Source organism: Bradyrhizobium sp. LVM 105, assembly GCF_003957705.1.
Lineage (GTDB): Bacteria > Pseudomonadota > Alphaproteobacteria > Rhizobiales > Xanthobacteraceae > Bradyrhizobium > Bradyrhizobium frederickii.
Genome location: NZ_QZMV01000005.1, coordinates 310,118 through 333,238 on the forward strand (window position 1 = coordinate 310,118; position 23,121 = coordinate 333,238).

Consider the following 23,121-nt stretch of genomic DNA (forward strand, 5'->3'; position numbering starts at 1 on the left):
CGCTCACTTCAGGCTGATGTTCTGCATCATCTTGATGTTGAAATACCGGGGATCGTTGAGCGAGTTCGGCAGGCGGCCGGCCTTGAAGGCGTCCACGAGGCCGGACACGGCCTGCTCGATCGTGTGGGTTGGCGCAAATCCGAGCTCGCGGCGGATTTTCTCCGACGACACGTGGTAGGAGCGCAGATCGTCGGTCGGCTCGACGGCGACGTCGACGCTGTCTCCCACCACCGATTTGACGATGTCGGCGATCTTCATCAGCGAGTGGTTCTCGTAGCCGATGTTGTAGGTCTTGCCGTCGATCTTCGCGTCATCCTGCTGCAGCAGGAACAGATAGGCCGCGGACATGTCCTGGATGTGCAGATTGGGCCGCTTCTGCGTTCCGCCGAACACCCGGATGCGGCCGGTGTTGACGGCGAGATTGGTCAGGATGTTGACGACGACGTCGAGACGCTGCCGCGGTGCGTAGCCGCAGACGGTGGCGGGACGAACCGTGCAGGTGACGAAGCCGGACGCCGCCTCTTCGGCGAGGTCGGTCTCGCACATCGCCTTGAACTTGGAATAGTCCGTGAGCGGCTCGCAGGACAGTTCCTCGGTCACCTCGGCCTCGTCCTTGATGCCGTAGACGCTCGACGAGGAGGCGTAGATGAAGCGCTTGATGCCGGCCTTCTTCGCGGCGCGCACCATCGGCCGGAAGCAATCGTAGTTGATGGACTTGCCGAGCGCCGGATCCAGCTCGAACGAGGGGTCGTTGGAGATGCAGGCGAGGTGGATCACGGCGTTGTTGCCGCGCAGGGCCTCGTTGACGGCGGCCTCATCGCGGATGTCGCCCTTGATCAGGCGCAGGTTCGGATTGTCGCGAACGGCGTTGAAGACGTCGTCGCCGTACATGAAGAGGTCGAGCACCGTGACCTTGTGGCCGGCCGCCAGCAACTGGGGAACCAGCACGCTGCCGACATAGCCGGCGCCACCGGTGACCATCACGTTCCATTTCCGATCAATCACTGTCGTTCTCCAGATTTTTCGTTCGCGTTACTTCAACAACGCGGTGACGAACTTGACCAGCGGTGCCTTTTCAACCGAGTTGCGGTGACCGACGATGCCGACCTTGATCGCGCCCGCCGCATTGCCGATGAAGGCGACGTCCTCGATATTGCCGCCGGCCGCCACCAGCGGCGCCGTAATCGTCAGGAAGGCGTCGCCGGCGCCGACCGTGTCGACCACGGTCTTGGTGAAAGCGGGCACGCGCGCGACGCCGGTCTTCGACGAGAAGGGGTAACAGCCGAAGGAGCCGTGCGTGATGATCATGTTGTCGCAGTCGATCTTGCGGTGCAGGCCGTCCTCGATCACCGATGCGATGTCGCTGAACTTGTCGGTGGCGGCCAGCCGCGCTTCCGGTGCGTCGATGCAGACGTAGTCGGCCCGCGGATATTTCGTGATCAGGTTGTAGCCGTGGTTGCCGCTGTTGCTCTGGGCATTGACCGCCAGGAACTTGGAGTTCGCGCTCAACGCCTCGATCGTGCTGGACGCGATCATGCCGTGACCGAAATCGGTGACGATGACGACGTCCGCGGCGCGCACGCGCTCGGCGGTGACGCGGTCGATCTCCTTGCGCGTGGTCTCCTCGAGCGGCGTGTCGTCCATGGTATAGACTTCGAACAGCTTGTGCAGATAGCCCATCTCGACGTACCGCAACTTGCGGGTAGTCGGACGGCCCTGAATGCGGATCGGCGTCAGCGTGACATTCGGGCGGACATGCGCGCGAATGAACTCTTCAGGGTAGTCGTTGCCGCCCAGCGTCGTGACGATCTCGACCGACTTGCAGAAGCTCGCGACGTGATTGGCCGCGGCGATGACGCCGCCGGCAAATTGCTCGCCGTTCTTGAGCAGGGTTGCGACGATATTCTCCTTCGAAGCCTTCCCGAGCGCCGTGACGTATTGGTATTCGTCGATGATGGTATCGCCGACCAGCACGACGTGCATGTCCTGGATATTGTCGATCAGCTTCAGCAGCCGCTCGGCGCCGCCGCCTTCGCGCACCTTCTGCAGGTAGTCGCGCAGGGGTGGATCGTAGATGTCGAAGTAGCGGTTCAGCAGCGACGACGAGCTGAAGGTCACGTCGCGCGTGAAGACGATCCGCCCGCCATGACGTTCGACGGCTTCGCGCTCGATGGCGATCTTGCCGGTGACGTCGTCCTCGGGATTCTCGTAGTCCGAGCCCTTCACGTAGATGTCGGGGCGCACGGTATCGAGCACCGGCTCGGCGCTGGAGGTCTGGTTGATGCCGACCCAGTCGACCGTGCCGAGTGCGGCCAGCATCTCGGCACGCATGTTCTCCGGGAAGATCGGCCGTCCCGGGCCCTTGTTGACGAAACGGTCGGCGGTGATGGTCACGATGACCACGTCGGCCTCGTTGCGCGCCGCCAGGATGTGCCGGACGTGGCCGAGATGCACCAGATCGAACACGCCGTGGCAGAGCGCGACGGTCAGGCCCTTTGCCTGCGCGGCACGCGCGATCTCGCCGAGTTCCTCGATCGTCCTGATCTTGTCGTGCGGTGCCGGATGGACGGCCGGCTTGTCTGTCTCAGCATTAGCCATGTGAATTACCCAAAGCGCCGGTAGGTCTCAGATGGCCGCCCGGAAATGATCGAATCGCGGCAAGAATATCCCGCGCACCTGTTCAAGAGCTTGCCTTCTGGGCCGAGTCGTTGTCGTCACCGAGATATTTGAACCAGTCCTTGGTGGCGTCGGCGATCTTGTCGACCGTCCACAGCGGCGCGTCCTTGTACTGGTCCATCGATTTCAGCATCGTCGCAACGCCGTCCTCGAATTTCACCTTCGGCGTCCAGTTCAGGACCCGTTTGATCTTGGTGATGTCGGCGTAGGTGCAATCGGGCTCGCCCGGACGTTTGGGGATGTGGACCTTGTCGCCGCCGAGAAGCTCGACCAGCCGGTTGACGCTGTAAGTGTTGTCCGAGCCGACGTTGAATATCTCGTGCGAGATATAGGAGCGCGCGGCGGTCACGAAGGCGTCTGCGACGTCGCTGACGAAGGTGAAGTCGCGCGTCTGTTCGCCGTCGCCGACCACCGTGAAGGGCTTGCCGGCGAGCTTCTGCGCCATGAACACACCGAACACGGCACCGTAGGTGCCGGTGGTGCGATGGCGCGGCCCGTACACGTTGAACAGGCGGAGCGCGACCGCGGGCAACTTGTAGACCTGGCACCAGTGCATGACGCACTGCTCGCCGAGATTCTTGGTAAGCGCGTAGGGGTACATCGGACGGATCTCGGCGCTCTCCGGCGTCGGGTAGACGTCGGGAATGCCGTAGCAGGACGACGATGCGGCATATACGAAGCGGCGGACGCCGGCGTGCCGTGCCGCCTCGAGAACGTTGACCGTGCCGTCGACATTGGCGCGATGATACGGGATCGGGGACTCGATCGAGGGAACGATGTCGGCCAGTGCCGCGAGGTGGAAGACCCAGTCGATACCGTGGAAATACGGTCTGATCGAGTCGAGGTCGGTGACGTCCGCCCGCACGACCTTCAACTGGCTCGAATTGGCGCGCGAGGCCAGATTTTCCGGGCGGCCGATGACGAAATTGTCGAGCGCGACCACCTCGTGGCCATCGTCGAGGAGGCGATCGACGAGGTGACTTCCGATGAAACCTGCGCCACCAGTGACAATGCATTTCATGGGGAACATCCGTGACGCGAATGCCCAGCGAAACAGGCCGGCCAATGTTGAGTGAAACCCGAAAGCCGACTATCAGCCGCTCGCCGACTTTGCAAGCATTATGCCTTTGCAATCCCTAGTGATAGCCGGTATCAGGGCATCATGTTGCAGCCGAGCCGCCAGCCCATGCCTGCCGAGTCCGTCGATCCCGATCACAAGGCTTTCCTCATCGATTATGTGGGGCGCCTGCATCGCGCGACGGCTGTCGACGACGGCGTTTTTGCCAGGATCTCCGCCACCCGCGCCATCTGGTTGCGCGCGCGCGAGCAGGGCGGCCGCGTCATCTTCATCGGCAACGGCGGTTCGGCGGGCATCGCCTCGCATCTGGCGATCGATCTGGCGAAGAACGCAGCGGTGCCTGCGCTCTGCTTCAGCGACGCGAGCATGATGTCGTGCCTCGCCAACGATTACGGCTTCGAAGATTGGATCGCGCACGCCGTGCGATTGAACGCGCGTGCCGGCGACTGCCTCGTCGCGATCAGCTCGTCCGGGCGCTCGAAGAACATCCTCAATGCGGTTGCGCAGGCGCGGACGATGAAGCTCGACGTGATCACGCTGTCGGGGATGAATGCGGACAATCCCCTGCGCAATCTCGGCGACGTCAATTTCTTCGTCGACAGCCGCAGCTACAACATTGTCGAGACGACGCACCAGTTCTGGATGATGGCCGCGATCGACCTTGTCATCGGTCGCGCGGAATATCCGGCATCCTGAGGCGGGCACCCGATGCAGTCGCGGTTCAAGCAGGCGGCCCTGTTTTCGGTAAAGCTGCTGCTGTCGATCGCCGTGCTGGTCTACATCGCGCGCGGTCTCGACCTGCAACAATTGCGCAGCCATCTTGTCTCGGTCGATCCTTTCCTGTTCGTCCTCGCGCTGACGCTGATTTTCTTCCAGACCTTCGTGCTCAACGGCCGGTGGGAGCTGATCATGCGTGCGCTCGGCGTCTCGCTGGACTGGCTCGCCGGCTGGCGCATCCTCATGATCAGCCTCTGGTTCAATCAGGTGCTGCCGTCCTCGGTCGGCGGCGACGCCGTGCGGATCTGGCTGCTGCGCCAGCGCGGCGTGCACTGGTCCGAGGCGGTCAAGGGCGTCGCGGCCGATCGTTTCACGGCCTTGATCGGGCTGATCGTGCTGATGGTGGCCGGATTGCCGTTCCTCACGTCACGCGTGTCCAATCCGGCCGCGATCCTGGCCATCGGCGGGCTGACGCTGGCGGGCGTGGCCGGCACTGCAATTCTGTTGACGCTCGACCGCCTGCCCAGGCGCCTCGTTGCGCATCCGGCGATCGCAAGCTTCGTCCGGTTCGGAACGCTGGTCAGGTTCCTTCTCCTGCAGTCGAAGAGTCGCGCTTTGCTGTTCGGATCGGCGCTCCTCATCCATCTCGTGACCGCGGCGGCCTGCTACGCCTTGGCGCGCGGTGTCGGCGCCCAGCTCTCGATGACGGACGCCGGCGTCCTGATTCCGCCGGTGGTGCTGCTGACGGCGGTCCCGATCTCGATCAGCGGCTGGGGCGTTCGGGAGGGGGCGATGGTCGCCTGCCTCGGTCTGGCCGGCGTCCCTTCCGAGCAAGCGCTGTCGGTCTCGCTGCTGCTGGGCGCCATTAGCGTCATCATCGGGCTTGTCGGAGGTGCGATCTGGCTGGCAAGTCCGGAGCGCGGATCGTATTCCGCGGACAACGCCGCCAAGGCGGCGGAGGAAGCCCCCAGCTACGACGGGCTGGGCAGGGAAGTCTCGAGCCAACCATGACCCGCTTGAGCCCATTGCTGCCGGTGTGGTTTTCACGGGGTGGGATTGCCTCACCCGATCGCCTGTCTCAATTTTCGGTTCCACGATGAAAAATCTGTTCTACGTCCGCCAAACCTGCCGCCTCTGCCATTCGGACAAGCAAGAGCTGGTCGTCCCGATGGCGGGCATGCCCATCGGCACGCCGAACTTCCAGGTCCCTGACGCCAGCGTCGACGATCCCGTGTTCCGCGCCGCGGTGCCGATGGCGCTGCATCTGTGCAGGGATTGCGGCCATCTCCAGATTCTCCATGTCGGCAATCCGGAGATCCAGTACCGCAATTACGTCTACACCACGTCGCTCTCGCTCGGTTTGCGGGAGCACTTCGCGGGCTATGCCGACGACGTCGTCAGCCGCTTCGCCATCGCGCCGGGCTCGCTGGTCGTCGAGCTCGGCAGCAACGACGGATCGCTGCTCGGCTTCTTTAAGGAGCGCGGGATGCGGGTGCTCGGCGTCGATCCCGCCGTCGAGATCGCGCGGCGCGCGACGGAGGCGGGGATCGAGACCATCGGCGATTTCTTCACCGATGCGATCGGACGTCGCATCCTGCAGAGCCACGGTGCGGCGAGCGTCGTGATCGCCAACAACATGATCGCCAATGTCGACAATCTCGATCCCCTGGTGATCGGCGTTCGCGACGTGCTCGCGCCGGACGGATTGTTCGTCTTCGAAACGCAATACGGCGTCGACGTCACCGAGAAGAACCTGCTCGACACCGTCTATCACGAGCACCTGTCGTATTTTAACATCAAGCCGCTGATCCGTTTCTTTGCCCGGCTCGGCATGGAGCTGATCGACGTCCAGCACATCTGGACCAAGGGCGGCTCGATCCGCGTGACCGTGCAGCGCGCCGGGGGCGCCAAGAAACCGTCGGCGGAGGTCGCGCGCTTCGTTGCCGAGGAAGACCGGCTCGGCGTCGATCAGCCTGCCTATTATGCGCCCTACGTGAAGAGGATCGCGGCCATCCGCGACGAGCTGGTCGCGATGGCCGACGCCGCCCATGCGCGCGGTCAGCTCGTCGCCGGCTACGGCGTCTCGGTCGGCACCACGACCCTGCTGCCGCAGTTCGGCCTGGAGAACAAGATCGACTTCCTGGTCGACGACGACCCCAAGAAGGGGAACGTGATGGCCGGCCCGGGCTATGACATCCCGATCCTGCCGCCTGCCGCCCTTTACGAGCGCAAGCCGGCGTTCGTGGTCGTCTTCGCCTGGCGCTATGTCGACCCGATTCGGGCCAAGCACGCCCGCTATTTCGCCGAAGGCGGAAAGTTCGTGGTGCCGCTGCCGGGCGTTTCGATGGTCGACCGGGCCGACTGATCCCGTGGCGGCGGAAGCGGGAGTGCCCCCCGACGGGGCGCTCTGGGGGAGGCGGTTGGAAGCCGCGGTCACGCCGTGCCAGGGTGGGGCAGATAAGCCTTTGATCCGGCTTGGCTCTGATCTCCCGCCTGGAGCGATCGGCTCGCCTGGGCGCGCCCTCTATATCTTGACCTTTGCTCCTATCCGCAGTAGATACCCCGCACTCGCAGCCGGCCCGTTAGACGCGGATCTCCGGCGCGGCTTTGAAATCCCCGAACAATCGAGCCCGGTTTCCGGCTCATCCTTCGAGACAGAGGGCTGGGCCAACGGCGGCTGTTCGGATCCCTGAAATTCATTCGCGTCTGTCGACGGACGTTGGACATCAAAACGATGGCAGTCAGCCCGTTCAAGTTCTTGCAGGAAGTGCGCTCGGAGACCGCCAAGGTCACCTGGCCGACCCGCCGCGAGACCACGATCACCACCATCATGGTGTTCGTCATGGTCGCCGTGGCCTCGATCTTCTTCTTCGCCGCCGACCAGGTCATCCGCGTCCTCATCACCTTCCTTCTGGGCATTCAATGATGGCAACAGCAACCGCTCAACTGTCCGACAAGCGCTGGTACATCGTTCACGCCTATTCGAACTTCGAGAAGAAGGTCGCCGAATCGATCCGCGAGCAGGCCAAGCAGCGCGGGCTCGAGGAGCTGTTCGAGCTGGTGCTGGTGCCGACCGAGAAGGTCACGGAAGTGCGCCGCGGCCGCAAGATCGACGCCGAGCGCAAGTTCTTCCCCGGCTACGTGCTGGTGAAGATGAAGCTGACCGACGAAGCGTTTCATCTGATCAAGAACACGCCGAAGGTCACGGGCTTCCTCGGCGCCGAAAACAAGCCGATGCCGATCTCGGAGGCCGAGGCCATGCGCATCCTGCATCAGGTGCAGGAGGGCGTGGAGCGGCCGAAGGCGTCGGTGTCGTTCGAGATCGGCGAGAACGTGCGCGTGGCCGATGGCCCGTTCGCCTCGTTCTCGGGCGTCGTCGAGGAGATCGATGAGGCGCGCTCGCGCGTGAAGGTCGCGGTGTCGATCTTTGGTCGCGCAACGCCGGTCGAACTGGAATTCGGTCAGGTCGAGAAGGTCTGACCGGGTATTGCGCGAGACCTCGGTCTTGCGCGGCAAGAGGCGTGGGAGGACGAGGGCGGTTGCCAGCCGCCGTTGATCCCGACCACGAACCTGAAACCGCCGGCGACTTGCCGGCCCAACAGGAGTGATACATGGCAAAGAAAGTGACCGGATACCTGAAGCTTCAGGTCCCGGCCGGTGCGGCGAATCCTTCGCCCCCGATCGGTCCCGCGCTCGGTCAGCGCGGTCTCAACATCATGGAGTTCTGCAAGGCGTTCAACGCCCAGACCCAGAAGGAAGAGAAGAACACCCCGATTCCCGTGGTGATCACGATCTACGCCGATCGTTCGTTCACCTTCGAGATGAAGACGCCCCCGATGTCGTTCTTCCTCAAGCAGGCTGCCAAGATCCAGTCCGGCTCGAAGGCGCCGGGCCGCGACAAGGCCGGCAAGGTGACCAAGGCGCAGGTGCGCGAGATCGCCGAGAAGAAGATGAAGGATCTCAATTGCGATTCCATCGAATCGGCCATGAAGATGGTCGAGGGCTCCGCCCGTTCGATGGGCCTGGAAGTTGCGGGGTAAGCGGTCATGGCAATCGGAAAGCGTTTGAACAAAGCCCGCGAAGGTGTTGATCGCGAAAAGCTTTACCCGCTCGCGGACGCCATCAAGATGGTCAAGGAGCGCGCGAAAGCGAAGTTCGACGAGACCATCGAGATCGCGATCAACCTCGGCGTCGATCCGCGTCACGCCGACCAGATGGTCCGCGGCGTCGTGACCCTGCCGAACGGCACCGGCCGTACGCTCCGCGTCGGCGTGTTCGCCCGCGGCGCCAAGGCCGATGAGGCCAAGGCTGCGGGTGCCGACGTCGTCGGCGCCGAAGACCTGGTCGAGAAGGTGCAGAACGGCTCGATCGATTTCGACCGCTGCATCGCCACCCCCGACATGATGCCGCTGGTCGGCCGTCTCGGTAAGGTGCTCGGCCCGCGCGGCCTGATGCCGAACCCGAAGATCGGCACCGTGACCATGGACGTCACCGGCGCGGTGAAGGGTGCCAAGGGCGGCTCGGTCGAGTTCCGCGTCGAGAAGGCCGGCATCCTGCAGGCCGGCGTCGGCAAGGCCTCGTTCTCCGAGGAGAAGCTGGTCGAGAACATCAAGGCCCTGGCGGATGCCGTCGCCAAGGCAAAGCCGGCCGGTTCCAAGGGTACCTACATCCAGCGCGTTGCGGTGTCCTCGACGATGGGCCCCGGCGTGAAGGTCGAGCCGGGCACCATTCTCGGCTAAGGCTTCGAAATGACGTGAGGCGAGGGGCGGAATTGGGCAACCGATTCCGCCCCTCGTCGTTTGTGGCGGCGCTCACCGGAAACAAGAATAATGGCTGACAAGGTTCTGATCTATTCGCGCTTTCCCAAGACGATGATGGCGCGCTTCGCCGAGCGCTTCGAACTGCTCGACACCGGCGGCAAGCCCGCTCGCGACGTGTTTCCGGCCGAGGAACTCGGCGGCATCCGCGCGCTGCTGACCGCCGGCGGCACACCGCTCGGCGCGGAGGCGATGGACCTGTTTCCCAAGCTCGGTGCCATCGTCTGCTACGGCACCGGCTATGACGGCGTCGACCTGAAGGCGGCCGCCAGCCGCAACATCGCGGTCGGCCACAGTCCCGGCGCCAACGCCGCCTCGGTCGCCGACATCGCGATGACCCTGATGCTGGCGACGACACGACGGATCCTGGTCGCCGACCAATATGTCCGCAGCGGCGATTGGGCCGCCTCGAAGCCGTCGCCGATGATGCGCCCGCAGGCCGGCATGCCCGGCCGCCGCATCGGCGTCTACGGCATGGGCGAGATCGGCCGCAAGATCGCGGCGCGCTGCGCCGCTTTCGAGAGCGAGGTCGGCTATTTCAGCCGCACCCGATACGATCTGCCTTATCGATATTTCCCGTCGCTGGAGGCGTTGGCCGACTGGTGCAGCGTGTTGATGATCGCGGTCCGGGCGGGGGCCGAGACCCAGCACGTCGTCGACGCCGACGTCCTGAAGCGCCTCGGCGCGGACGGCTATGTCGTCAACATCTCCCGCGGCTCGGTGATCGACGAGAAGGCCCTGGTGGCGGCCCTTACCGACAAGACCATCGCCGGCGCCGGCCTCGACGTGTTCGAGAAGGAACCGCACCGCCCCGATGCCCTGACCGCGCTGCCGAACGTGGTGTTCGCCCCCCATATCGGCGGCCACACCCTCGAATCGCACGTTGCCATGCAAGCTTGCGTGCTGGCGAACCTGACCGCGTTCTTCGCGGGCAAGCCGCTGCCTTACGCGGTCAGATCGGCCTGAATCGGTCCATATCGGCCGCCCCAGGGCCTGCGGGCAACGGATCGGAACTGGTGTGAATTTTGCTCTTGGCAAGCCGGCAGAGAGCGGTTAAAGAACCGCTTCCGGACGTGCCGGCTTCGGCGGGCGCGTTCGTGCACGCATTCCGAAAACCCGACACGACAGGAGATCATTCCTTTTCAGGACGTCCGTAAGGATTTGCCCGAAAAGGAAGGAAAACCCGTCGGTTGGTGGAATGTGGGCAGGGGTCGGGCGGTTCGCCGGCTGACCTTGTCCTGTCCAAGACTGCAGGCGCCTGCGGGAAATTTCGATTTCTCAACGGCTTAATCGCATGGCCTGCATAGACGGGTGAAGACCGGATTTCACTTCGCATCCAGCTTTAAGGGCTGGTTCGCGAAACGGGTCTGGTTCGGACCTCGACACGCCGTGGGCGCCTTCAGGTGCTCCCGGAGGGCAGGCTTTGAATTGTCGTCTCGCCCGGCGCGTGTCCGAAGGGTCTTTGGCCCCGAGGTTCAGGTTTTGGGTGGGACGATGGGTGCAACCCGGCGGTCCCGCTTTCGCGATGACCGCCAACCGGAGAGAGCTTGCTGTGGAACGAGCGGCAAAAAAAGAGGCGGTCGAACAGCTCAATGAGGTCTTCAAGACCACGAGCGTCGCGGTCGTTGCTCAATATTCCGGCCTCACCGTCGCCCAGATGCAGAAGCTGCGCCAGCAGATGAAGCAGGCGGGTGCCGCGGTGAAGGTCTCGAAGAACCGTCTCGCCAAAATTGCTCTTGAAGGCACTGACGTCGTTGCCATCGGCCCCATGCTGAAGGGACCGACCGTGATCGCCACTTCGAACGATCCGGTAGCGGCGCCAAAGGTCGCCATCGAATTCGCCAAGGCGAACGAAAAGTTCGTCATCATCGGCGGCTCGATGGGGAAGACCGTCCTGAATGTCGACGGCGTGAAGGCGCTTGCCTCGCTGCCGTCGCTTGATGAACTGCGCGGCAAGATCGTCGGCCTCATCGTGGCCCCGGCGACCAAGCTGGCTCAGCTCGCCAATGCGCCCGCGGGCAAGCTCGCGCGCGTCATCCAGGCTCATGCCTCAAAGGGCGAAGCGGCCTGACGCCCTTCGCAAAACTCAAACCCGAACCAGACTTACACGTAAGGAAACTGAACAATGGCTGACTTGCAGAAGATCGTTGACGACCTCTCGAGCCTCACCGTGCTCGAAGCTGCTGAACTGGCGAAGCTCCTCGAAGAGAAGTGGGGCGTTTCGGCTGCCGCGGCTGTCGCCGTGGCCGGTCCGGCTGGCGGTGGCGCTGCTGCCGCTCCGGCGGAAGAGAAGACCGAGTTCACGGTCGTTCTCGCCAGCGCCGGCGACAAGAAGATCGAGGTCATCAAGGAAGTCCGCGCCATCACCGGTCTCGGCCTGAAGGAAGCAAAGGACCTCGTCGAGGGTGCTCCGAAGCCGCTGAAGGAAGGCGTGAACAAGGAAGAAGCCGACAAGATCAAGGCCCAGCTCGAGAAGGCTGGCGCCAAGGTTGAGCTGAAGTAACGCAAGTTACTTCAGCGAAATCCCGGGCTCGCGAAGCGAGACCCGGGATCTCGTCCCAAGATCGCGGATGGCCGGGTCAAGCCCGGTCATGACGATCGGAACGACGGGCGCCAGATGCAAAAGGCGTGCGACGGAACGTCCCGACGCGGGCTGAACACGAAAAAGTGTGGGGATTTGAGGGTTTACCCCTCGAATCTCCACTATTGTCGCCCCATATCGGGTCGGCAGCACGAAAGCGCGGTGGCGGGGGTTCCGGATCCCTGTAAGCCGTTGGGAGAGCAGGCTATTTCGGGCTTTTGCAGTCCGTGAAGACGATCGTTGTGACGGGCGGGCGCGCACCAGCGCCCCGCGCGTCGTTTTGCGTTTTGAAGGTCTGAAGAACAGATTCAGGACATTCTCGCCTGAAACTGAGTCTGCGGCCCCCAAAACGGGTTCGAAAAATTCAACCCGGGGAGCGGTGGCAGCCGCGTCCTGGACGGCGCGCCCAGATCGGGCGACGAAAATGAGAGGCCACGATGGCGCAGCAGACATTCACCGGTCGCAAACGCGTTCGCAAGTTCTTCGGACACATCAAGGAAGTGGCCGAGATGCCGAACCTCATCGAGGTTCAGAAGGCGTCCTATGACCAGTTCCTGATGGTCGATGAACCCCAGGGTGGCCGTCTCGACGAGGGTCTGCAGGCGGTGTTCCGCTCGGTGTTTCCGATCTCCGATTTCTCGGGCACCTCGATGCTGGAATTCGTCCGCTACGAGTTCGAGCAGCCGAAATACGACGTCGACGAGTGCCGTCAGCGCGGCATGACCTTCGCGGCTCCCCTCAAGGTGACGCTGCGCCTCATCGTGTTCGATATCGACGAGGAAACCGGCGCCAAGTCGGTGAAGGACATCAAGGAGCAGGACGTCTACATGGGCGACATCCCGCTCATGACGATGAACGGCACCTTCATCGTCAACGGCACCGAGCGCGTCATCGTCTCGCAGATGCACCGCTCGCCCGGCGTGTTCTTCGACCACGACAAGGGCAAGACCCATTCCTCGGGCAAGCTGCTGTTCGCCGCCCGCGTGATCCCGTATCGCGGCTCCTGGCTCGACATCGAGTTCGACGCCAAGGACATCGTCTATGCGCGTATCGACCGTCGCCGCAAGATTCCGGTGACGTCGCTGATGTTCGCCCTCGGCCTCGACGGCGAGGCGATCCTGTCCACGTTCTACAAGAAGATTCTCTACAAGCGGACCAAGGAAGGCTGGCGCGTTCCGTTCGACGCCAACCGTTTCCGCGGCTATTCGACCGTCAACGACCTGATCGATGCCGACACCGGCAAGGTCGTGCTCGAGGCCGGAAAGAAGCTCACCGTCCGTGCCGCCCGCCAGCTCCAGGAGAAGGGGCTGAAGGCGCTGCGCATGTCCGATGAGGAGCTGGTCGGCAACTACGTCGCCGAGGACCTCGTCAACCCGAAGACGGGCGAGATTCACGCCGAAGCCGGTGAGGAAATCACCGACAAGCTGATGAAGGCGCTCAACGAGCAGGGCTACAAGGAGCTGCCGCTGCTCGACATCGACCACGTCAATGTCGGCCCCTATATCCGCAACACGCTCTCGGCGGACAAGAACATGACGCGCGAGGACGCGCTGTTCGACATCTACCGCGTGATGCGTCCGGGCGAGCCGCCGACGCTGGATTCGGCGCAGGCCATGTTCCAGTCGCTGTTCTTCGACGCCGAACGCTACGACCTCTCCGCGGTCGGCCGCGTCAAGATGAACATGCGCCTCGACCTCGATGCGCCGGACACCCAGCGCACGCTGCGCAAGGAAGACATCCTCTCCGTCATCAAGACGCTGGTGGACCTGCGCGACGGCAAGGGCGAGATCGACGATATCGACCATCTCGGCAACCGCCGTGTGCGCTCGGTCGGCGAGCTCATGGAGAACCAGTACCGCATCGGCCTGCTGCGCATGGAGCGCGCGATCAAGGAGCGCATGTCCTCGGTCGACATCGACACGGTCATGCCTCAGGACCTGATCAACGCCAAGCCGGCGGCTGCCGCCGTGCGCGAGTTCTTCGGCTCCTCGCAGCTCTCGCAGTTCATGGACCAGACCAACCCGCTGTCGGAGATCACCCACAAGCGCCGCCTGTCGGCACTTGGACCGGGCGGTCTGACCCGCGAGCGCGCCGGCTTCGAGGTGCGCGACGTGCATCCGACGCATTACGGCCGCATCTGTCCGATCGAGACGCCGGAAGGTCCGAACATCGGCCTGATCAACTCGCTCGCGACCTTCGCGCGCGTGAACAAGTACGGCTTCGTCGAGACGCCGTATCGCAAGGTCAAGGACGGCCGCGTCACCGACGAGGTCGTGTACCTGTCGGCGATGGAAGAGGGCCGCTACACGGTCGCGCAGGCCAACGTGCCGCTCGACCCGAAGGGCCGCTTCACCGAAGACCTCGTGGTCTGCCGTCATGCCGGCGAAGTCTTGCCGGTGACGCCGGACAAGGTCGACTACATGGACGTGTCGCCGAAGCAGCTGGTTTCGGTCGCCGCGGCGCTGATCCCGTTCCTCGAGAACGACGACGCCAACCGCGCGCTGATGGGCTCGAACATGCAGCGCCAGGCGGTGCCGCTGGTTCGCGCCGAGGCGCCGTTTGTCGGCACCGGCATGGAAGGCGTGGTCGCGCGCGACTCGGGTGCTGCGATCGCGGCGCGCCGTTCGGGCGTGATCGACCAGATCGACGCCACCCGCGTCGTCATCCGCGCCACGGAAGATCTCGATCCGACCAAGTCGGGCGTCGATATCTACCGCCTGATGAAGTACCAGCGCTCCAACCAGTCGACCTGCATCAACCAGCGTCCGCTGGTGAAGGTCGGCGACATCGTCAAGAAGGGCGACATCATCGCCGACGGTCCGTCGACCGATCTCGGCGAGCTCGCGCTGGGGCGGAACGTGCTGGTCGCGTTCATGCCGTGGAACGGCTACAACTTCGAAGACTCGATTCTGCTCTCCGAGCGGATCGTGAAGGAAGACGTCTTCACCTCGATTCACATCGAGGAGTTCGAGGTGATGGCGCGCGACACCAAGCTTGGCCCTGAGGAAATCACCCGCGACATTCCGAACGTCTCGGAAGAAGCGCTGAAGAACCTCGACGAAGCTGGTATCGTCTACATCGGCGCGGAAGTGCGCGCCGGCGACATCCTGGTCGGCAAGATCACGCCGAAGGGCGAGAGCCCGATGACGCCGGAAGAGAAACTGCTGCGCGCCATCTTCGGCGAGAAGGCTTCCGACGTTCGCGACACCTCGCTGCGCGTTCCCCCGGGCGTGCAGGGCACGATCGTGGAAGTGCGCGTGTTCAACCGTCACGGCGTCGACAAGGACGAGCGTGCGCTGGCGATCGAGCGGGAAGAGATCGAGCGTCTGGCCAAGGACCGCGACGACGAGCAGGCGATCCTGGACCGCAACGTCTACAACCGTCTTGCCGAGCTGCTCGAAGGACGGCAGGGCATTGCAGGTCCCAAGGGCTTCAAGAAGGACACCAAGATCACCCGCGCGGTGCTCGAGGAGTACCCGAAGTCGCAGTGGTGGCTGTTCGCGTCGCCGAACGACAAGCTGATGGCCGAGATCGAGGCCATGCGGAAGCAGTACGACGAGTCGAAGAAGGGGCTTGAACAGCGCTTCCTCGACAAGGTCGAGAAGCTTCAGCGCGGTGACGAATTGCCGCCCGGCGTGATGAAGATGGTCAAGGTCTTCGTCGCGGTGAAGCGCAAGATCCAGCCCGGCGACAAGATGGCCGGCCGCCACGGCAACAAGGGCGTGGTGTCGAAGATCGTGCCGATCGAGGACATGCCGTTCCTCGAAGACGGCACGCATGCCGACATCGTGCTCAATCCGCTCGGCGTGCCCTCGCGCATGAACGTCGGACAGATCCTCGAGACCCATCTCGGCTGGGCCTGCGCCGGCCTCGGCAAGCGTATCGGCCAGACCGTCGATGCGTACCTGTCGAAGCAGGACATCAAGCCGCTGAAGGAGACCTTGAAGAAGGTCTACGGCGACGACGAGACGATCAAGTCGCTCAACGACAATGAGCTGCTCGAGCTCGGCCACAACTTGAGCCGCGGCGTGCCGATCGCGACGCCGGTGTTCGACGGCGCCAAGGAAGCCGACATCGAGGAGATGCTGAAGCTTGCCGGTCTGGACGCCTCGGGCCAGTCGACCGTCTATGACGGCCGTACCGGCGATCCGTTCGATCGCAAGGTGACGGTGGGCTACATCTACATGCTCAAGCTGCACCATCTGGTCGACGACAAGATCCACGCACGTTCGATCGGTCCGTACTCGCTCGTCACCCAGCAGCCGCTGGGCGGCAAGGCGCAGTTCGGCGGCCAGCGCTTCGGCGAAATGGAGGTGTGGGCGCTCGAGGCCTACGGCGCGGCGTACACGCTCCAGGAGATGCTGACGGTGAAGTCGGACGACGTCGCCGGCCGTACCAAGGTGTACGAGGCGATCGTGCGCGGCGACGACACGTTCGAGGCCGGTATTCCGGAATCGTTCAACGTGCTGGTCAAGGAAATGCGCTCGCTCGGCCTCAACGTCGACCTGCACAACTCCAAGATAGGACCGGCGCCGACGTCGGAAGCGGCCGAGTAATTCGACCTGTCATGCCCGGCCTTTGCGGCCGGGCACCGGCGCCCCGCCCAAGGCCTTGAGGGCAGGGCGCCTGCTTGAAGTGATTTTCGAATTTGCGGCCGGAGGCGACCGGCACGCGAGGAGAAGACGATGAACCAAGAAATTATGAATCTCTTCAACCCGACGACGCCGGCTCAGGTCTTCGACCAGATCCGGATCTCGATCGCGTCTCCAGAGAAGATTCTGTCCTGGTCCTACGGCGAGATCAAGAAGCCGGAGACCATCAACTACCGCACCTTCAAGCCCGAGCGCGACGGCCTGTTCTGCGCCCGCATCTTCGGGCCGATCAAGGACTACGAGTGCTTGTGCGGCAAGTACAAGCGCATGAAGTACAAGGGCATCATCTGCGAGAAGTGCTCGGTCGAGGTCACGCTGTCGCGCGTCCGGCGCGAGCGCATGGGTCATATCGAGCTCGCAGCCCCGGTCGCCCACATCTGGTTCCTGAAGTCGCTGCCCTCGCGCATCGGCCTTCTGCTGGACATGACGCTGAAGGATCTCGAGCGGATCCTCTACTTCGAATACTACGTCGTGCTCGAGCCGGGTCTCACCGCGCTCAAGGACCGTCAGCTGCTGTCCGAGGACGAGTATCTGAAGGCGCAGGACGAATACGGCCAGGACAGCTTCACCGCCATGATCGGCGCCGAAGCGATCCGCGAGCTGCTCAAGGGCATGGACCTCGAGAAGCTGGAGGCCTCGCTGCGCGTCGAGATGCAGGAGACCGACTCCGACATCAAGCACAAGAAGCTCGCCAAGCGCCTGAAGATCGTGGAAGCGTTCCGCCACTCCGGCAACAAGCCGGAATGGATGATCATGACCGTGGTCCCGGTGATTCCGCCGGACCTGCGTCCGCTGGTGCCGCTGGACGGCGGCCGCTTCGCGACCTCGGACCTCAACGACCTCTATCGCCGCGTCATCAACCGCAACAACCGCTTGAAGCGGCTGATGGAGCTGCGCGCGCCGGACATCATCATCCGCAACGAGAAGCGCATGCTTCAGGAAGCGGTCGATGCGCTGTTCGACAACGGCCGCCGCGGCCGCGTCATCACGGGCGCCAACAAGCGTCCGCTGAAGTCGCTCGCCGACATGCTCAAGGGCAAGCAGGGCCGCTTCCGCCAGAACCTGCTCGGCAAGCGCGTCGACTATTCGGGCCGTTCGGTGATCGTGGTCGGTCCCGAGCTGCGCCTGCATCAGTGCGGCCTGCCGAAGAAGATGGCGCTCGAGCTGTTCAAGCCGTTCATCTATTCGCGGCTCGACGCCAAGGGCCTGTCCACCACGGTGAAGCAGGCCAAGAAGCTGGTCGAGAAGGAGCGGCCCGAGGTCTGGGACATCCTGGATGAGGTGATCCGCGAGCATCCGGTGCTGCTCAACCGCGCGCCGACGCTGCATCGCCTCGGCATCCAGGCGTTCGAGCCCGTGCTGATCGAGGGCAAGGCGATCCAGCTTCACCCGCTGGTCTGCTCGGCGTTCAACGCCGACTTCGACGGCGACCAGATGGCCGTGCACGTTCCGCTGTCGCTCGAAGCGCAGCTGGAAGCGCGCGTCCTGATGATGTCGACCAACAACATCCTGCATCCGGCCAACGGTCAGCCGATCATCGTGCCGTCGCAGGACATCGTGCTCGGTCTCTACTACGTTTCGATCATGCGCGAAGGTCTGCCCGGCGAGGGCAAGATCTTCGGCGACATGGCCGAGCTCGAGCACGCCCTGCACGCGAAGGTCATCCACCTCCACACCAAGATCAAGTACCGCTGGCAGGGCATGGACGAGACCGGCAAGGTCTCGACGCGCTGGATCGAGACCACCGCCGGCCGCGTCATGCTCGGCAATCTGCTGCCGAAGAACCCGCGGATTTCGTACGAGATCATCAACAAGCTGATGACCAAGCGCGAGATCTCGGGCGTGATCGACCAGGTCTACCGTCACTGCGGTCAGAAGGAGACGGTAATCTTCTGCGACCGCATCATGGCGCTCGGCTTCTACAACGCGTTCAAGGCCGGCATCTCGTTCGGCAAGGACGACATGGTCGTGCCGCACGGCAAGTGGAAGATCGTCGACACCACCCGTACGCTGGCGAAGGATTTCGAGCAGCAGTACAACGACGGTCTGATCACCCATGGCGAGAAGTACAACAAGGTCGTCGACGCCTGGTCGAAGGCCACGGAAGAAATCGCCAAGGCGATGATGAAGGAGATCTCCTCGACCAAGAAGACGGCGAGCGGGGCCGATGCCGACATCAACTCGATCTACATGATGGCTCACTCCGGTGCCCGCGGTTCGCCGGCCCAGATGCGCCAGCTCGCCGGCATGCGCGGCCTGATGGCCAAGCCGTCGGGCGAGATCATCGAGACGCCGATCATCTCGAACTTCAAGGAAGGCCTCTCGGTGCTCGAGTACTTCAACTCGACCCACGGCGCCCGCAAGGGCCTCGCGGACACCGCGTTGAAGACCGCCAACTCCGGCTACCTGACCCGTCGTCTGGTCGACGTCGCGCAGGACTGCATCATCACGCAGAGCGATTGCGGCACCAAGCTCGGCATCAAGATGCGCGCCATCGTCGATGCCGGCACCGTGGTCGCTTCGCTCGGCTCGCGCATCCTCGGACGCACGGCCTGCGAAGACATCCGCGACAGCTCCGGCAAGGTGATCATCAAGCGCGACACGCTGATGGAAGAGAGCCATCTGGACGCCATCCAGCAGGGTGGCGTGCAGGAGGTGAAGATCCGCTCGGCGCTGACCTGCGAGCTCGTCAACGGCATCTGCGGCAAGTGCTACGGCCGCGACCTCGCCCGCGGCACGCCGGTCAACCACGGTGAAGCCGTAGGCGTCATCGCGGCGCAGTCGATCGGCGAGCCGGGCACCCAGCTCACCATGCGCACCTTCCACATCGGCGGTGCGGCGCAGCTCAACGAGCAGTCCTTCGTCGAAGCCAACTTCGACGGCAAGATCGTGATCAGGAACAAGGCCATCGCCCGCAACAGCGAAGGTCACCTGATCGCGATGGTGCGCAACATGGTGGTGGCGATCGTCGATGCCGACGGCACCGAGCGTGCGACGCACCGTGTCCAGTACGGCTCGCGCCTGCACGTCGACGAGGGCGACATGGTCAAGCGCGGCCAGCGCATCGTCGAGTGGGATCCCTACACCCGTCCGCTCCTCACCGAAGTCGAAGGTACCATCGGCTTCGAGGATCTGGTCGAGGGGCAGTCGATCTCGGAAACGCTCGACGAAGCCACCGGTATCGCCAAGCGCGTGGTCATCGACTGGCGCTCGACCCGCGGCGGCTCGGACCTGCGTCCGGCCATCGTGGTCAAGGGCAAGGACGGCAAGGTGCTCAAGCTCGCCCGTGGCGGCGATGCCCGCTACATGCTGTCGGTCGACGCCATTCTCTCGGTCGACGTCGGAGCCAAGGTCAATCCGGGCGACATTCTCGCCCGTGTCTCGACCGAAAGCGCCAAGACGCGTGACATCACCGGCGGTCTGCCGCGGGTGGCGGAACTGTTCGAGGCACGGCGTCCGAAGGATGCGGCGATCATCGCCGAGATCGCGGGCACCATCCGGTTCGGGCGCGACTACAAGAACAAGCGTCGCATCTCGATCGAGCCGATGGACAAGACCGACGAGCCGCGCGAGTACCTGATCCCGAAGGGCAAGCACATCCACCTTCAGGACGGCGACGTCGTCGAAAAGGGCGACTTCATCGTCGAAGGCAACCCGGCGCCGCACGACATCCTGGCGGTCAAGGGCATCGAGGAACTCGCGGCCTATCTGGTCAACGAGATCCAGGAGGTCTACCGGCTCCAGGGCGTGCTCATCAACGACAAGCACATCGAGGTGATTGTCCGTCAGATGCTCCAGAAGGTGGAAGTCACCGACCAGGGCGATACGGACATGATCTCGGGCGAGCAGGTCGACAAGATCGAGTTCGACGCGTTGAACGAGAAGGCCAAGGAAGAGGGCAAGAAGCCCGCCACGGGAACGCCGGTTCTGCTCGGCATCACCAAGGCGAGTCTCCAGACCCGTTCGTTCTTCTCGGCGGCCTCGTTCCAGGAGACCACCCGCGTCCTCACGGAAGCGGCGGTCAACGGCAAGGTCGATCCGCTCGAAGGCCTCAAGGAGAACGTCATCGTCGGCCGGCTGATTCCGGCAGGTACCGGCGCCTCCATGGCCAAGATCCGCGAAGTCGCCATGAAGCGCGACAAGCTGATCCTGGACGAACGCGAGAAGCAGGCGGCCGTCGTGTCGCCCGCGCCGGAAGCGGAGCTTCCCGCGCTGCCGCCCGCGGAATGATCGTTCATCCGTAGGAATACTGAGGACAATGAAAGGGCCGGCGCAAGCCGGCCTTTTTGCTGCATTCCTCGCTTGCTGCAATGCAGGATCAGCCTTTGTTCATCTTTCCTTCAGGCGTAAAAGGGCTTCTGCTAGGAGAGTTTACACCGGTGGTCCCGCGAAGGGGGGCGGACCGGGAGACCACGGAACTCATATGCTTGATCTCGCAATCGTAGGCGGCGGTCCCGGCGGGCTGATGAGCGCCTGGTACCTGAAGCGCAAGCTTGGCGATCTCTGCCGCGTCACCATCTACGAGGCCTCGGACCGGCTCGGCGGCAAGATCGTCACGCGCAAGTTCGATTCGGCGCCCGCGATCTACGAGGCCGGCGTGGCCGAGATCTACGATTACTCGATGACGGGTCCGGATCCGCTGCGCGAGTTGATCCAGCATTTCGGCCTGCAAACCATCCCGATGGACGCCGAGCAGGTGCATCTTGGCGGCGAGCTGCTGAACGATGTGGCCGGCATGCGCCGCAAATACGGCGCCAAGACCGCGGCTGCGATCGAGGCCTTTCGCAAGCGTTGCACCGAGGTGTTGTCGCCGGTCGAATATTACGAGGGCGTCGGCGCGCACGACAACGAGAATCCCTGGGCTTACAAGACCGCCGAGCAGGTGCTCGACGAGGAGGTCGAGGACGAGACCGCCAAGCGCTTCTTCAAGGTGATGGCGCGCTCTGACATCGCGACCGAGAGCCACAACACCAACGGCCTCAACGCGCTCAAGAACTACCTGATGGATGTCGACGGCTATATCGGCCTCTATTCCATCCAGAACGGCAATGAGCAGCTGATCGAGTGCCTGCAGTCGGAGGTCAACGCCGACATCCAGCTCAATCATCGCGTGCTCGCCGTGGGCAAGGCGCCGACCGGCCGCTACCAGCTCAAGATGATGAACGGCAAGGGACCGGAGACCCGCGACTTCGATCTCGTGCTGGTCTGCCTGCCGCATTCCTGGCTCGCCACGCTCGGCTGGGAAGGCGAGCAGCTGCGCAAGTCGATGGTCAAGCACGTCTCCTATTTCGACCGTCCCGCGCATTACCTGCGCGTCTCGATCCTGTTCGACACGCCGTTCTGGGGCGAGAAGATTCCTGGCGCCTGGTTCATGTCGGAAGCCTTCGGCGGCTGCTGCGTCTACAACGAGGGCGCGCGTCACGACGTCGGCAGGCACGGCGTGCTGAACTGGCTGATTCCCGGCTCCGACGCGCTGGCCTTCGCCAACCTGTCGGACCAGGAGCTGATCGACGCCGCGCTGAAGTCGCTGCCGGCCTCGCTCGGCGATGCGCGTTCGCATTTCATGGAAGGCAAGATCCACCGCTGGCTGTCGTCAGTGAACGCCATACCGGGCGGTCTGCCCGTGCGCGACGTCATGACCAATCACCGGCCGGAGCCGAAGGAGCATCCGGGCATCGTGGTGGTCGGCGACTATCTGTTCGACTCCACGCTCAACGGCCTGCTCGACTCCTCCGACGCCGCTACCGACATCATCCTGACCGAGATGATGCGGCTGCGCCGGGAACGCGCGCAGGAGGACAAGCCGCTCTCCGACAAGATCGATCGCGATTATTTCGAGAACTATCGCGGCCTCGGTCCTTATCACGAGGCGTGGCGCCACTTTACCGACCCCGATTATCTCACCAAGCTGCTCGGCATCGTCTGGGGCAAGACGAAGGGCGTCAGGCTGCTCGTCGCGGGCTCCGCCAGCGGCGAGCTGGTCGGCGCGCTGCGCGAGCGCGGCATCGATGCCTTCGGCATCGAGAACAACCGCGCCATCCACGCCAAGACGCCGAAGGCGCTGAAGAAGTACAACAAGCTCGGCTCGATCACCGACATGCCATTCAAGGACGGCGCGTTCGACTTCGTGTTCGAGACCAGCCTCTGCCACGTTTCCCCGAAGCAGCTGGTCCGCGCGATCCGCGAGCTCAACCGCGTGGTCAAGACCGGCCTCGTGTTCGGATCGATCACCTCGGACATGGCTCCCGCCCTGATCGACCGCTACGACCTGCTGCGCGGGGTCAAGAAACTCGGCACATGGTGGGAATGGTCCGAACTGTTCTTCGGTAATGGTTTCGACCTCTCGATGCACCGCAAGGATTGCACCGATGCGCTCTGGGAGGCGACGCTCGCCGCCAACAAGGGGCCGGGGCAGTGGTACGCCGACGCCGACAGCTTGCGCTATTCCTTCTTCGACAAGGTCGAGGACGAGGACGAGGAATAGCCGCGGGACACGCGTCGAATTCGCCAATTGTTTTGCCGAATTCATCTTGATCGCATAGAATCGGTGCAATAGCGGTTGCCGCTATATCCTGCTTTCTCTGCGGTCATGCCGGCCGT

At 63.6% G+C, this 23,121-nt stretch carries 16 protein-coding genes; 13 read left to right on the forward strand and 3 right to left on the reverse strand.

Going from position 1 to position 23,121, the window contains the following annotated elements; all coding sequences use genetic code 11:
• Positions 1–3: 3 nt before the first annotated feature.
• The 3 genes from D6B98_RS16865 to D6B98_RS16875 all read right to left on the reverse strand — a co-directional run bounded on the left by D6B98_RS16865 (position 4) and on the right by D6B98_RS16875 (position 3,697).
• Positions 4–1,005, reverse strand: coding sequence for an NAD-dependent epimerase/dehydratase family protein (locus D6B98_RS16865; protein ID WP_126258090.1), 1,002 nt, complete (start codon positions 1,003–1,005; stop codon positions 4–6).
• Between the two features lie 27 nt (positions 1,006–1,032).
• Positions 1,033–2,598 (reverse strand): PfkB family carbohydrate kinase, encoded by a 1,566-nt coding sequence (locus D6B98_RS16870; protein WP_126258091.1) that lies wholly within the window; start codon positions 2,596–2,598, stop codon positions 1,033–1,035.
• A gap of 82 nt (positions 2,599–2,680) precedes the next feature.
• Positions 2,681–3,697, reverse strand: coding sequence for an SDR family oxidoreductase (locus D6B98_RS16875; RefSeq protein WP_126258092.1), 1,017 nt, complete (start codon positions 3,695–3,697; stop codon positions 2,681–2,683).
• A 165-nt stretch (positions 3,698–3,862) separates the two neighbouring features.
• Between D6B98_RS16875 and D6B98_RS16880 the strand changes: the two genes are divergently transcribed.
• From D6B98_RS16880 to D6B98_RS16940, 13 genes are all read left to right on the forward strand, one after another.
• Entirely contained in the window at positions 3,863–4,450 is a 588-nt protein-coding gene (locus D6B98_RS16880; protein WP_245481408.1) for an SIS domain-containing protein, read from the forward strand.
• A gap of 12 nt (positions 4,451–4,462) precedes the next feature.
• Positions 4,463–5,482: a lysylphosphatidylglycerol synthase transmembrane domain-containing protein gene (locus D6B98_RS16885; RefSeq protein WP_126258094.1), complete on the forward strand. Its 1,020-nt coding sequence runs from the start codon at positions 4,463–4,465 to the stop codon at positions 5,480–5,482.
• An 85-nt stretch (positions 5,483–5,567) separates the two neighbouring features.
• Positions 5,568–6,836 (forward strand): class I SAM-dependent methyltransferase, encoded by a 1,269-nt coding sequence (locus D6B98_RS16890; protein WP_126258095.1) that lies wholly within the window; start codon positions 5,568–5,570, stop codon positions 6,834–6,836.
• A gap of 369 nt (positions 6,837–7,205) precedes the next feature.
• The gene (gene secE / locus D6B98_RS16895) at positions 7,206–7,397 is read left to right on the forward strand and encodes a preprotein translocase subunit SecE (protein ID WP_028137033.1); all 192 of its coding nucleotides are present in this window, start codon (positions 7,206–7,208) and stop codon (positions 7,395–7,397) included.
• The gene (nusG, locus tag D6B98_RS16900; RefSeq protein WP_007602985.1) at positions 7,397–7,951 is read left to right on the forward strand and encodes a transcription termination/antitermination protein NusG; all 555 of its coding nucleotides are present in this window, start codon (positions 7,397–7,399) and stop codon (positions 7,949–7,951) included. Before secE ends, nusG begins: the two co-directional genes overlap by 1 nt.
• 131 nt (positions 7,952–8,082) lie before the next feature.
• On the forward strand, positions 8,083–8,511 hold the full coding sequence (rplK, locus tag D6B98_RS16905) for a 50S ribosomal protein L11 (protein ID WP_006611824.1): 429 nt from the start codon (positions 8,083–8,085) through the stop codon (positions 8,509–8,511).
• A 6-nt stretch (positions 8,512–8,517) separates the two neighbouring features.
• Entirely contained in the window at positions 8,518–9,210 is a 693-nt protein-coding gene (rplA, locus tag D6B98_RS16910) for a 50S ribosomal protein L1 (protein WP_126258096.1), read from the forward strand.
• 90 nt (positions 9,211–9,300) lie between these two features.
• Positions 9,301–10,254: a 2-hydroxyacid dehydrogenase gene (locus D6B98_RS16915; protein WP_126258097.1), complete on the forward strand. Its 954-nt coding sequence runs from the start codon at positions 9,301–9,303 to the stop codon at positions 10,252–10,254.
• 586 nt (positions 10,255–10,840) lie between these two features.
• A complete protein-coding gene (gene rplJ / locus D6B98_RS16920) occupies positions 10,841–11,359 on the forward strand; it encodes a 50S ribosomal protein L10 (RefSeq protein WP_126258098.1) in 519 nt (172 codons plus the stop codon).
• A gap of 54 nt (positions 11,360–11,413) precedes the next feature.
• The gene (rplL, locus tag D6B98_RS16925; RefSeq protein ID WP_100177007.1) at positions 11,414–11,791 is read left to right on the forward strand and encodes a 50S ribosomal protein L7/L12; all 378 of its coding nucleotides are present in this window, start codon (positions 11,414–11,416) and stop codon (positions 11,789–11,791) included.
• 515 nt (positions 11,792–12,306) lie between these two features.
• Positions 12,307–16,425 (forward strand): DNA-directed RNA polymerase subunit beta, encoded by a 4,119-nt coding sequence (rpoB, locus tag D6B98_RS16930; protein WP_126258099.1) that lies wholly within the window; start codon positions 12,307–12,309, stop codon positions 16,423–16,425.
• 129 nt (positions 16,426–16,554) lie between these two features.
• Positions 16,555–20,751 carry a DNA-directed RNA polymerase subunit beta' gene (gene rpoC / locus D6B98_RS16935; RefSeq protein ID WP_126258100.1) on the forward strand — a complete coding sequence of 1,399 codons (4,197 nt, stop codon included), beginning with the start codon at positions 16,555–16,557 and terminating at the stop codon, positions 20,749–20,751.
• A 193-nt stretch (positions 20,752–20,944) separates the two neighbouring features.
• Complete coding sequence (locus tag D6B98_RS16940; RefSeq protein WP_126258101.1) at positions 20,945–23,005, forward strand: FAD-dependent oxidoreductase; 2,061 nt, start codon at positions 20,945–20,947, stop codon at positions 23,003–23,005.
• Positions 23,006–23,121 lie beyond the last annotated feature (116 nt).

Excerpts from the sequence above, each read along its gene's own strand:
- D6B98_RS16870 (WP_126258091.1), bottom strand. The coding sequence starts at position 2,598 with ATGGCTAATGCTGAGACAGACAAGCCGGCCGTCCATCCGGCACCGCAC.
- D6B98_RS16875 (WP_126258092.1), bottom strand. The coding sequence starts at position 3,697 with ATGAAATGCATTGTCACTGGTGGCGCAGGTTTCATCGGAAGTCACCTC.
- D6B98_RS16880 (WP_245481408.1), top strand. The coding sequence starts at position 3,863 with ATGCCTGCCGAGTCCGTCGATCCCGATCACAAGGCTTTCCTCATCGAT.
- D6B98_RS16885 (WP_126258094.1), top strand. The coding sequence starts at position 4,463 with ATGCAGTCGCGGTTCAAGCAGGCGGCCCTGTTTTCGGTAAAGCTGCTG.
- D6B98_RS16890 (WP_126258095.1), top strand. The coding sequence starts at position 5,568 with ATGAAAAATCTGTTCTACGTCCGCCAAACCTGCCGCCTCTGCCATTCG.
- secE (WP_028137033.1), top strand. The coding sequence starts at position 7,206 with ATGGCAGTCAGCCCGTTCAAGTTCTTGCAGGAAGTGCGCTCGGAGACC.
- nusG (WP_007602985.1), top strand. The coding sequence starts at position 7,397 with ATGGCAACAGCAACCGCTCAACTGTCCGACAAGCGCTGGTACATCGTT.
- rplK (WP_006611824.1), top strand. The coding sequence starts at position 8,083 with ATGGCAAAGAAAGTGACCGGATACCTGAAGCTTCAGGTCCCGGCCGGT.
- rplA (WP_126258096.1), top strand. The coding sequence starts at position 8,518 with ATGGCAATCGGAAAGCGTTTGAACAAAGCCCGCGAAGGTGTTGATCGC.
- D6B98_RS16915 (WP_126258097.1), top strand. The coding sequence starts at position 9,301 with ATGGCTGACAAGGTTCTGATCTATTCGCGCTTTCCCAAGACGATGATG.
- rplL (WP_100177007.1), top strand. The coding sequence starts at position 11,414 with ATGGCTGACTTGCAGAAGATCGTTGACGACCTCTCGAGCCTCACCGTG.
- rpoB (WP_126258099.1), top strand. The coding sequence starts at position 12,307 with ATGGCGCAGCAGACATTCACCGGTCGCAAACGCGTTCGCAAGTTCTTC.
- rpoC (WP_126258100.1), top strand. The coding sequence starts at position 16,555 with ATGAACCAAGAAATTATGAATCTCTTCAACCCGACGACGCCGGCTCAG.
- D6B98_RS16940 (WP_126258101.1), top strand. The coding sequence starts at position 20,945 with ATGCTTGATCTCGCAATCGTAGGCGGCGGTCCCGGCGGGCTGATGAGC.